At 49.1% G+C, this 10,851-nt stretch carries 10 protein-coding genes; 5 read left to right on the top strand and 5 right to left on the bottom strand.

The window, feature by feature from the left end; genetic code table 11:
- Window positions 1–853: 853 nt before the first annotated feature.
- The 4 genes from HMPREF1986_RS12045 to HMPREF1986_RS12030 all read left to right on the top strand — a co-directional run bounded on the left by HMPREF1986_RS12045 (window position 854) and on the right by HMPREF1986_RS12030 (window position 3,119).
- Window positions 854–1,105, top strand: coding sequence for a hypothetical protein (locus HMPREF1986_RS12045; RefSeq protein ID WP_036600610.1), 252 nt, complete (start codon window positions 854–856; stop codon window positions 1,103–1,105).
- Window positions 1,102–2,052 (top strand): ketopantoate reductase family protein, encoded by a 951-nt coding sequence (locus HMPREF1986_RS12040; RefSeq protein WP_021775136.1) that lies wholly within the window; start codon window positions 1,102–1,104, stop codon window positions 2,050–2,052. Before HMPREF1986_RS12045 ends, HMPREF1986_RS12040 begins: the two co-directional genes overlap by 4 nt.
- A gap of 113 nt (window positions 2,053–2,165) precedes the next feature.
- Window positions 2,166–2,741: a histidine phosphatase family protein gene (locus HMPREF1986_RS12035; RefSeq protein WP_021775135.1), complete on the top strand. Its 576-nt coding sequence runs from the start codon at window positions 2,166–2,168 to the stop codon at window positions 2,739–2,741.
- A gap of 24 nt (window positions 2,742–2,765) precedes the next feature.
- Entirely contained in the window at window positions 2,766–3,119 is a 354-nt protein-coding gene (locus tag HMPREF1986_RS12030) for an arsenate reductase family protein (protein ID WP_021775134.1), read from the top strand.
- A 227-nt stretch (window positions 3,120–3,346) separates the two neighbouring features.
- Here the strand turns inward: HMPREF1986_RS12030 and HMPREF1986_RS12025 are convergent, their stop codons facing one another.
- The 5 genes from HMPREF1986_RS12025 to HMPREF1986_RS12005 form a co-directional block, all read right to left on the bottom strand.
- The gene (locus HMPREF1986_RS12025) at window positions 3,347–4,123 is read right to left on the bottom strand and encodes an ABC transporter permease (protein ID WP_021775133.1); all 777 of its coding nucleotides are present in this window, start codon (window positions 4,121–4,123) and stop codon (window positions 3,347–3,349) included.
- Window positions 4,124–4,129: 6 nt separating this feature from the next.
- Entirely contained in the window at window positions 4,130–4,903 is a 774-nt protein-coding gene (locus tag HMPREF1986_RS12020) for an ABC transporter permease (protein WP_196806137.1), read from the bottom strand.
- Entirely contained in the window at window positions 4,887–5,810 is a 924-nt protein-coding gene (locus tag HMPREF1986_RS12015) for an ABC transporter ATP-binding protein (protein ID WP_036600607.1), read from the bottom strand. The genes HMPREF1986_RS12020 and HMPREF1986_RS12015 overlap by 17 nt, the downstream gene beginning before the upstream one ends.
- A 132-nt stretch (window positions 5,811–5,942) precedes the next feature.
- Window positions 5,943–6,860, bottom strand: a complete 918-nt coding sequence (locus tag HMPREF1986_RS12010; RefSeq protein WP_021775130.1) for a sensor histidine kinase — start codon at window positions 6,858–6,860, stop codon at window positions 5,943–5,945.
- 7 nt (window positions 6,861–6,867) lie between these two features.
- Window positions 6,868–7,560, bottom strand: coding sequence for a response regulator transcription factor (locus HMPREF1986_RS12005; RefSeq protein ID WP_036600605.1), 693 nt, complete (start codon window positions 7,558–7,560; stop codon window positions 6,868–6,870).
- A gap of 360 nt (window positions 7,561–7,920) precedes the next feature.
- Here HMPREF1986_RS12005 and recD2 point away from each other — a divergent pair, with 360 nt between their 5' ends.
- Window positions 7,921–10,743, top strand: a complete 2,823-nt coding sequence (gene recD2 / locus HMPREF1986_RS12000; protein ID WP_021775127.1) for an SF1B family DNA helicase RecD2 — start codon at window positions 7,921–7,923, stop codon at window positions 10,741–10,743.
- The last annotated feature ends 108 nt before the right edge of the window (window positions 10,744–10,851 follow it).

Raw genomic sequence — 10,851 nt, 5'->3', positions numbered from 1 at the left:
TTGAGGAAAATCTGTCAACCATTATTGACAATATTACCCAGCGCTGATACCCGGTACCCTTGGACTGCAGCTTGCTCTGGATATCAATCACAAGATTGAAGGGACAGTTCTTTGTACGAGCAATCTATGGTGTTGTATCATAAATCTTGACACTTCTCATTCATGGATTTAAATAAGAAATCAGGTGAAGATGGAGGTCAAAATGGCACAGAAAAAAGTTTACGACAAAGAGCTAAAGTCCAGGCCGTAAAGCTCGGTCGGGAGATCGGCTTCAGCAAGGCAGCCGAGGAGCTCGGAATCAATGTGGATATGCTCTATGGATGGAGCAAGGCGACCAAGGAGGGGGGTCTGGATCCTCGGACTGGGTACCCACACTCCGGAAAACGCAATGAGCCTCACAGAGGAGGCGCAGAAGCTCAGACAGCAAAACCGCAGCCTGGAGAAAGAAAACGCCAGACCGAAAGAAGAAAACGAGTTTCTCGCAGAGGCAAGCACTTTTTCGCAGCGAGTCGTCGGAAGTTTCCAAAGGTCTGAGGATGAAAAGGTCTGAGGATGAGCTTCCTTGACCAAAAGACGGACGGCGGCCTCAGAAAGGGAAAGATCGCGTTTTACTGCAGTGTGCTCCAGGTTTCTCGGCAGGGATTCTGCTGCTTCTTAAAGCAGCGGAATGCCCCCCGGAAATATTGGAACAACAGGCGTATCTGCACAGCAAATGGCGGTCTTCCTTCGATGGTCATGAGACAACAGCATTATGATTCTTCGGAACAGGCTGCATAAAAGTTCCGTGCAGAAAATGCGTCAAGTGAGATTGACAATATCATTTAAAATATATACCCTATGGAGGGTAAAGCGCATGGACGACATCCGGCTTTTTGAAGAAATGACGGGCGCAGCAGGAAAAAAGCGTAAAGTACCGGTGGAAACGGAAGCGTTCAAACTCTGGCTTTCCCAAGTCGGACGAGAGCGTATGGAAGAAGGTATCGACCCTGAACAGGCAGTCGATCCAATCGGATCAAGTCATTACCTGGAGGGATCATCCCTCTACAGTAGAGAAAGGAGTTGTGGGGCGCTTAAAAATGTCTGCACCCCCGGGATATATAAATGAAAATATGTATTTTAGGCTTAGGTGTCATAGGGACAACTTATGGATATGCATTCCAAAAAGCAGGACATCAGACGGAACATTTAGTTAGAGAAAATAAAAGACAAAATCTTCCATCAAGGCTGAACATAACGATATTAGATGGGCGCTATGATAAAAAGGGAAAAGAAAAAGCAGATACATACACGGTAAATCTTGCGAAGCCGGGTACATGCTATGACTTTATTCTTTTAAGTGTTGCAAGTGGGAAGATAAAAGATGCGATAGCCGCACTTTCTCAGAATAATATTACAGGGAGCTTGATATTATTCTGCAATCTTTGGAATGATCGCGAAGAAATCGAAGAAATGGTCGGAAATTTTAAATACATTATAGGATTTCCCACGGCTGGCGGATGTATGACACAGCAGGGATTGAATTCTGTCCTGTTTGATCATATTATGCTTGAAGGTGAGAAAAAATCAATTATTCCAAATTACGGCTCTTTGATGGAACTGATTGAGTCCGCAGACCTGAAAGCAGAAGTTCCTCATGACATGCTAGAGTGGATATGGATTCACATGGCAATAAATGCAGCTGTCACTTCTTCTGCTGCGAGAGCAGGAAAAATTGATAATCCGAAACAACTTGCGATTAATCTTATGAGCGATTCTCATGCTTTGTCTATAGCAGTGAAAACGATCAGAGAGACTGTTACAGTGGTAAAGGCCAGAGGAGTAAATTTGAGATTATATAAAAATGAACTTCTTCCTTACAGGATACCCGCTGCTATTGCAGGCATAATAATGAAACAAATGTTCACAAGAAATGAACTTACAAGTAGGATAATGACGCTGCATAATGATGTAAATGACATTATGTATGGATGTAAGAGTGTCTATGAAGCTGGAAAACAAAAAAATCTGGATTTGCCTCTGTTTTACTCTAACATGGAAAAGATATTGAATTAGGATTTCTCAATGCAGGGGACTATACTTACGGCATCTATATTTTTTGCAGCGATTACTCATCGGTGCAATGCGGCTCAATATGAGAAGGATGCCTGCGAACCGGGGAAGAGCTTATGATCTATATCGTCCGCCACGGACAGACGGAAAAGAATAAGGCCAATGTCCTGCAGGGCCGCAGCGATGTGCCGTTAAATGAAGTCGGCATCCGGCAGGCAGAGGGTGTCCGGGACCGTTTCCGTTCCTTGGGGATACAGTTTGATAAGATCTATACCAGTCCGCTGATCCGGGCAGTGCAGACGGCAGAAATCATCGCAGAAGGCGCTTCCCCGATGATCGAGGGGCGGCTGATCGAGATGGACTATGGACCGTATGAAGGAATGGATCTGGCACAGCCGGCACCGGAGGTCATGGCATTCTTTCAGGACTTTGTCCATAAGCCGGCACCGGAGGGGATGGAAGCACTCTCTGCGGTTGTCGCTCGCCTGGCTACCTTCCTGGAGGAGCTCCGGGAGGAAGCGGTTTTGCAGAATATCCTGCTTTCCACGCATGCCATCGCCATGAAGGGCGCTCTGGAGTATCTGACGCCGACATCGGGCGGAAGCTATTGGTCCAAGTATATCGGAAACTGCGCGGTATACACGGCGGAAGTCGGAGCGGACGGACACTGGACCATTCCACAGGAATGGTGAGAGGGAAATAGAAAGGAATTCAACATGCTGAAGCTTTACTGTTACGATAGATGCAGCACCTGCAAAAAAGCTTTGAAGTGGCTGGATGATAAGGGGATCGCATACGAAGCGATGGATATCAAGACGGACCATCCGGACGAGGGGACGCTTCGGAAGTATTATTCCATGAGCGGCCTTCCCTTAAAGCGCTTCTTCAATGCCAGCGGAATCCCTTACCGGGAGATGGAGCTGTCCCAAAAACTCCCGGAGATGAGCGAGGATGAGCAGCTGGCGCTGCTTGCGACTAATGGAATGCTGGTGAAAAGACCGCTTGTGGTCGGCGATGACTTTGTCCTGACCGGTTTTAAGGAGAAGGAGTGGGCAGAGAAACTGCTCTGATGCGCAGCAGTTTCGACATTTTTTTCAGTGGAAGGCAGCGATCCGCAGGGAATTTGGCTTTGAGCTTTCTTGCGCTTGTGCGCCGGAATACGCCCTGCGCCGCCATGGCAAGAAGGACAAGAGCGGCCGTCCATGAAAAAAGATACAGCTTGTCCGGGCTGCTTAGTATCAGGGCCTGTAAAACTCGGATTATGCAGTATCCAAGCTCTGCTCTGCCGATGTCAAGATTAGCTATGCCGTTTTTTGATATTGACTTTCGTACTGCTTTGCGCTGCTTTCTCATAAGAATAAGGCACGAAGCATATGATAGATATAGAAATAAATATCATAATTGCCACGGTTATAAATGCCATGGAGCTGCTCCCTTTCGGAAGAACAGCATATTTCATAATTCTCAAACCGGCAGTGATGGGATAGAAATCGCCGAATCCCTTTGGGATAAGAAGGCTTCCAAAAAATCCGTACATAAAAGCGACAATGAGCATAGGATAGTATCCGTTGACTTTTCTGAATCCCCAGATAATAAGCGGCAGGACGGCTATAAAAATAAAGACAGCGATGCCAAAAATCTGCAAAAAGGATTTTAAAAGGTGAAAGCCACTGATTCCCTGGAGCTGCAGTAGAACGGCTCCTATAATTAAAAACACATGGTTTATTGCCGATAAAGCGAGAACTAAAATGCCTATGACAAATATTTTGGCAAAATACAGTCTTTGGATCGAAATCGGAATCGTGAGAATCGATTTCAATGTCCCACTGCGGTATTCCTGATTAAAAATCATCCCTCCCAAAATGGTGATTACAAAGGGAAAGGCCACACAAAAGTTATTCCATATAGCGGCCAAATAAAAGTCTTCAAAGGTACCGGCCTGAGGATCAATATTTTGTGCCATTACGAACTGCACAAAGGTCACAAACGCAGAAAAGAAGGCTCCTGCAATTATAATCCATAAAATATTGCTTTTCTTAAGCTTCCTTAATTCACATACTGTAAGCCTTAACATAGCTTCCTATACCTCCTTTTTTTGGTAAATGACTGCCCCCAGTGAAAGCAGAATAAGTGAAAAAGAAAGCATGTAGATCATGATGCCGGCGTTTGAGATTAGATACGGCATATATTTTTCCAATCGCGATTCCAATGGGAAATATCCCAAATACCATTTAAACACAGTGACTACCGGAAGTACCGCTGCCCTGCTTTTGAGAAGAGCTTCTCCCCCCTGTCCCAGGCAAAGATAGACCAAAGAAAAGCAGGCGACACTATAGATAAAAGAAACAATATTCGATATCGTGAAATTTTCGCCAAATGCCGCAACAAATATTATAATCGGTAAAGAAGCGGCAAACATGAAAATACCGCTCAATATACTGAAGCATAGAAACGATGTGAGCTGCAGTCCTCCTCCGACAAAACACGAAGCGGCAATGCTTATACTAAGCTCCAGCAAGCAATAAATGATGGATAAGATCATAAGGGTAATACACTTTGAGAGAAAGATCTTCGCTTTGCTCACCGGAATCGTGAGTAAATTTTTTAAAACATTATTTTCCGTTTCCGGCAAAAAAATCATCGATGAGAGGATACCAAGCACGCAGGGTAAAAACAAGATCTCTCCGAATATAAATACCATTCTAAAAAGCATGTAAAATGGCTGTGCCTGTCTAATGGCGAGAAATAAAATAGGGATTGGAAAAAGGAATGCCGCGCCCATGCTCATGGCAATAAATCTCCTTCTTTTTAGTTTTTGAAACTCACAATATATCAATCTAAGCAATTCCTTCACCTCCTGTCACCCGCTTGAAGTAATCCTCCAGCGTTTCTTCGCAGGTATGGGCCTCGGATACCTCCAGTCCATCAGCGACGTAAGCGGAAACGATCTTCCCCACGGATAGATCAAGATTGTAGAGTCGGATGCTGTGATCGTCCTGAACGGTAAAGTGTGTCTCATGGAATCTACTTTCCAGGATCCTTGCCGCCTGCGCCGTGTTTGACACAATGAAATGAATATGGCGCTTACTTTTCTTTTCCAATTCCGAAAAGCTCTCCTCCTCCAGCAATACGCCTTTATCGATAATCCCGATATCATCCGAAAGCAAGGCGATTTCCGAAAGGATATGGCTGGACAGGAGGATCGTTTTTCCTTTTCTGTCACAGAGCTCCCGTAGAAATGCCCGCACTTCCGCGATCCCGATGGGGTCCAGTCCGTTGATCGGCTCATCCAGTATTAAAAGCTCCGGATCGTGCATGACGACCAGCGCAATCGCAAGGCGCTGTTTCATTCCGAGGGAATACTGAGAAAAAAGCTTTTTGTCCTTATACGGCAGGCCGACCAGCTCAAGTGCGTCCTGAACAGCATGGGGATTGGGGACACCCCGAAGCGCTGCAAAGATGCGGAGATTCTCCGTTCCGGTCAGATTAGGATAAAAGCCGGGGGACTCGATCATGCTGCCAATACGGGGAAGCAGCTTTTTTTCGTTCCCATGCAGCGGCCTTCCCCACAGAAAAACCTCTCCCTCAGTGGGATCGGCCAGGCTGAGGAGCATCTTCATCGTTGTCGTCTTTCCCGCACCGTTTCTCCCCAAAAGGCCGTAAATCCGGCCTTTCCGCACGTGGATATTCAAATCAGCTACGCTTTTTTGCGTGCCGTACTGTTTCGTCAGATGCCTGGTTTCGATAATAAATTCATTCATAAAGAAGCTCTCCGTTTTCGTGTTTTTCTCATTGTAGCAGGCCAAGCTTGCATTAAACTTGTGTAAAGCTTGCATTAAGCTTGCAATTCTAAAATCAGCCGACCATACGGCCGGCTGAGCAGGACGTCTTTCTTATTCTGCAAGAGGCAAGGTCAAGAGGAATGCCGCGCCTTTCCCGAGGCTGCTTTTGGCGGCGAGCTTTCCGCCCATCTTTTCCGCTAACTGATACGCAATCGACAGGCCGAGCCCGCTGCCTTTTTCACTCCGGCTCTTGTCGCACTTATAGAGGCGGGAAAAAACCTGCTTCAGATCTTCCTTCCCGATCCCGACACCATTATCCGTTATGGAAAGCCGCATGTTGCCATCCTGTTTTTCCAAGAGGACAGTTACCGTATCTGCCTGGCTGTGCGTAATGACATTTTGCAGCAGATTGTTGATGATCCGCAGATAGCTTTCCGGGTCAAGATCGACGATAAGCTCCTGTTCCGGTATCTCTATGGAGTATTCCATCCCCCGATCCTCCAGGAGCGGTATCCAATCAATCATAATATTCCGGGTCAGCTCTGCCGCCTCAGTTCGTTGTATCTCTATGGCAAATTCATCGGAATTGAGCTTAAACCAGTCGAACAGGACATCAATATAGTCTTTCAGCTCATAGGCTTTCCGCCGGGATGTCTCAATGTATTCCTCCCGCTCCGCCCCGCTGACAACGCCTTTATGCACCGCGTCCAGATACCCGATCAGCGTCGTAAGGGGTGTTCGCAGATCATGGGAAAGGCTCGTCATAAGCTGTTTATTCGTTTCTTCTGCCTGCTGAAGGGCCGAAATCCGATCCTCATAGGAGCGGATAATATCATTGATCTCATAGAAAAGCGGGGCGAGGAGCTGACTGGGATCGGCAAGGACACGGCGGTTTCCGTTCCCGTTTCTCACGTCCGACAGAGCTTCGGAAAGCTCTTTGATCTGCCTCCGTTCCCTGTGCAGAATGAGAGCGGCGGATACCGTGCCAATTGTGCTGACGCCCAGGAGAAGGAGGATTAAAACTTCCATGAAAAGATCATACCTCCTTATTGAAGCGGTAGCCGACACCCTTTACCGTTTGTATGTACTTCGGATTTTTGGGATCGGCCTCCAGCTTTTTTCGAAGGCGGCTGATAACGGCCATGATGTTGCTGTCTCCATAAACATACGCTTCACCCCATACTTCCTCATAGATTTGTCGCTTTGTCAAAATCCGCCCCTGATTTTTCGCACAATGCAGCAGCACGTCAAATTCCTTGGGGAGGAGCTCAAAGGTCCCATTTTCTGTCGTGACGGATCGGGCATCGAGATCGATCATAAGGCCGTCATAGGAAAGCGTTTTTGCATCGCTCCCGTTTGGATTAAACCTTGTGTAGCGACGGATCAGAGAAACAATACGTGCCAGCAATTCTTCCATGACGAAGGGCTTTGTCAGGTAATCGTCCGCTCCATTTCGAAGACCGCGCACCTTCGAGCTGCTGTCATTTTTCGCCGTGAACATCAAAACGGGGACGCCGCTCTCTTTTCGGATCTGCGCCAGCGTTTCAAATCCGTCAAAACCGGGCATCATCACGTCCAGTATGACAAGCTGATACTCATTTTCTTTCAGCTTTTCAAGCCCGGCCCGCCCGGAATGGCAGCAGTCGGCCGCGATATTCTCCTGTGAAACGGTGCGGCGGATCAGCGTGCAAAGCTCCCGATCATCGTCAATCACTAAAATCCGATTCATTCTCTCTCCTCCGTCCTGGCTTTGTTCTGTCTTCAACAGGCTTTTCCGCATTTTTCGGGATCAGCCGCATCCGGCCGATTTTGAAAGCGTCTTTTATGCGATTCTATCTGCAAAGCAGCTGTACTTGTCGTTTTGATAGTTTCCATTTTCAGCCGCTTCCGGGCATGATATCGATTCCATTTCCGTTTTCACTGTAACATTTGTTTTTGTTATATTCATTTAGACGAATAAAGTAAAGAGTATTCTCTCATGGACTGCGCTATTTTAACTTTCCTCTCCACTTGTATTCTTATAAGAGATGTGTCAGCTTTTATGATACAATAATAAAATAAGACCATACGAAAGGGGGAGGACAGAGTCATGGAGCATCTGCGCTGCGTTGTGGAACGCATTACGTATCAGAATGCGGAAAACGGCTACTCTATCATCAAATGCCGGGCCAAGGCGTATCAGGATCTGGTGACCGTGGTCGGTTCCATGCCGGATGTCCATGTGGGAAGTGTCCTCTATCTCGGCGGCAGCTGGCGGATCGACGCGAAGTATGGCAGGCAGTTTTCCATGGAGAGCTTCGAGGAGAGGCTTCCGGCGACGGTCTACGGCATAGAAAAGTATCTGGGCAGCGGCCTGGTAAAGGGAGTCGGACCGAAGTTTGCCGGACGGATTGTGAAGCAGTTCGGCGCCGATACTCTGAACATCATCGAAGATGCCCCCGATCGGCTGCTGGAGGTGAGCGGCATCGGAAGGATCCGTGTGGAACGGATCAAAAGGAGCTGGCAGGAGCAAAAAGAGATCAAGAACATCATGCTCTTCCTGCAAAGCCACGATGTCTCCACCTCCCATGCCACGAAGATCTATAAGACTTACGGTAACGACAGTATCAAGATCGTAGAGGAAAATCCCTATCGTCTGGCGGATGATATCTGGGGCATCGGCTTCAAGACGGCGGATACCATTGCCGAGAGGATGGGCTTTGACCATGAGAAATATGTTCGTCTTAGGAGCGGCATCCTCTATACCCTGAACAAGCTCTCTGAGGAGGGACACTGCTATGCCACCCGGGAGATGCTTCTGAAAACCGGTGCGGAGCTCCTCTCGGTGGCGGAGAATGTCCTCTCCATGACGCTGGATGAGATGATCCATGCACAGGATGTGATCACGGAGCCGATTCCGCTTTCGGATGAGGCAGAGCCCGGAAGTATCCCGGAGAAAGCGATCTATCTCCCGCCCTTTTACTTTTCCGAGATCGGCACGGCGAAGCGGCTTTGTGCCATTTATGCCAATGCAGGAGGCATCCATGTGGATCCTTCCTCTCTTACAGAGCGTATCGGCAGAAAAACAGGCATGCAGTATGACGAGATCCAGATGCAGGCGATCCTGGCTGCGGTGCAAAGCAAGATCCTGGTATTGACCGGAGGGCCGGGCACAGGAAAGACAACGACCACTCTCGGCATCATCACGGCCTTTCGCATGGCAGGCGCGAAGATCCTGCTGGCAGCGCCGACCGGGCGTGCGGCGAAACGCCTTTCGGAGGCCACTCGGATGGAAGCAAAAACCATTCACAGGCTCTTGGAAGTAAAACCGCCGGAGGGGTATCAGAAGAATGAGGAAAACCCGCTGGAGGGCGATGTCCTGATCGTAGATGAATGCTCGATGATCGATGTCATGCTCATGTATAATCTTCTGAAGGCGATTCCGGACACTATGACTCTGATCCTGGTCGGAGACATCGACCAGCTCCCGAGCGTTGGAGCCGGCAATGTCCTTCGGGATATCATTGATTCCGGGAGCTTTCCCGTTGTGCGCCTCAGCCGGATCTTTAGGCAGGCGCAGACGAGCCGGATCATCATGAACGCCCACCGAATTAACAGCGGGAAGTTGCCGGATATCAGCAACGGAAGAGAGAGTGATTTCTTTTTCATGGATATGGAGAAGGAGGCCCGGAAGAAGGGGCGCGATCCGGAGGACAGTGCAGTCCTGGCGGAGGAAGCGGCCAAGATTATTACCGCTCTCGTTGCAAGCAGGCTCTCCCGCTATTATCATACGCCGCCGGCGGAGATCCAGGTACTGACACCCATGCAGCGCGGCGTAGTCGGCGCGGCGAGTTTAAATCAGGCGCTGCAGCAGGTCTTAAATCCCGGGGAGCAGGGCCTGAAGCGCGGCGGCTATCTCTTCAAAGCCCGCGATAAGGTTATGCAGATCCGAAATAATTATGACAAGGAGGTCTTCAACGGGGATATCGGCGTCATTCAGTCGGTAGATCTTGAGGAACGGGAACTTACTGTTATATTTGACGACAGGCCTGTCAGCTATGATGTGACGGAGTTGGATGAGCTGATGCTGGCTTATGCCACAACGATCCATAAATCCCAGGGCTCGGAGTACCCGATCGTGGTGATTCCCGTTCTGATGAACCACTTCGTTATGCTGCAGCGGAATCTTATCTATACCGGCATCACCCGCGCGAAGAAGGTGCTGGTCCTGGTCGGGACAAAGAAGGCCCTGGCGTATGCCGTTCGGAATGTGACGGTCAGCAAACGAAACACCATGCTGAAGGAGCGGCTGCAGAGGTTGGATATCACAGTAAAGGCGCATCCGGCGAAGGACGCAAAGAAGCCTGCTTCCCGATCGGGAATACAGCAAAAACCGATGCCGATACCGCAGCCGGCGCCGGCAGGGAGCAGCGCTCATCCGGTGAGAAACAGCGCCTCCCCGCAGATAGTGACGGAATCCCAGGCGAAATACGGCGAAGCTTCGCCAAAAAGCCCCGCGGCTCCGATCTCGGATCAGGAACGCCTCTCTCATGAGGAGTGGCTGAAACGGGATCTTTTTGACCGCCTGGCGCAGTCAAGGTTCCGAAGCCGCTTCCAGCTAAGGGAAGCCGACTGCCAGTACATCCGGGAAAAAGGGGCTGCCGCAATCCGCTCCCACGCGGCTGACATCGTACGGCGGCGGCTTTCAGCCGCGGAGCCGAAGAATGACGGCAGGCAGACGCCGATGCGGGGTGCACCGCAGGGTCACCCCATCTTTCTGGGACAGCATGCCACCGGAACCTGCTGCAGGGGCTGCCTTGAGAAGTGGCATGGGATTCCAAAGGGAAGGGCGCTCACGGAAAAGGAGCAAAGCTACATAGTCGATGTGCTGATGCAGTGGATCGACCGGCAGATGAAAAGACGAAATATGTGAATACTCTACCATTGAAAAGCAGCGGCATGGGCAGCATCATATAGGGCCATATTGACATCATTTGAAAGAAAGGAATGCTTTCTCAAAGCTCCGAAGCATTACATGATA

The organism is Oribacterium sp. oral taxon 078 str. F0263, assembly GCF_000469565.1.
Classification (GTDB): Bacteria; Bacillota; Clostridia; order Lachnospirales; family Lachnospiraceae; genus Oribacterium.
This window is presented reverse-complemented; position numbering and strand designations above follow the sequence as displayed.

Coding starts and splice junctions, on each gene's coding strand:
- HMPREF1986_RS12045 (WP_036600610.1), top strand. CDS start 854: ATGGACGACATCCGGCTTTTTGAAGAAATGACGGGCGCAGCAGGAAAA.
- HMPREF1986_RS12040 (WP_021775136.1), top strand. CDS start 1,102: ATGAAAATATGTATTTTAGGCTTAGGTGTCATAGGGACAACTTATGGA.
- HMPREF1986_RS12035 (WP_021775135.1), top strand. CDS start 2,166: ATGATCTATATCGTCCGCCACGGACAGACGGAAAAGAATAAGGCCAAT.
- HMPREF1986_RS12030 (WP_021775134.1), top strand. CDS start 2,766: ATGCTGAAGCTTTACTGTTACGATAGATGCAGCACCTGCAAAAAAGCT.
- HMPREF1986_RS12025 (WP_021775133.1), bottom strand. CDS start 4,123: ATGTTAAGGCTTACAGTATGTGAATTAAGGAAGCTTAAGAAAAGCAAT.
- HMPREF1986_RS12015 (WP_036600607.1), bottom strand. CDS start 5,810: ATGAATGAATTTATTATCGAAACCAGGCATCTGACGAAACAGTACGGC.
- HMPREF1986_RS12010 (WP_021775130.1), bottom strand. CDS start 6,860: ATGGAAGTTTTAATCCTCCTTCTCCTGGGCGTCAGCACAATTGGCACG.
- HMPREF1986_RS12005 (WP_036600605.1), bottom strand. CDS start 7,560: ATGAATCGGATTTTAGTGATTGACGATGATCGGGAGCTTTGCACGCTG.
- recD2 (WP_021775127.1), top strand. CDS start 7,921: ATGGAGCATCTGCGCTGCGTTGTGGAACGCATTACGTATCAGAATGCG.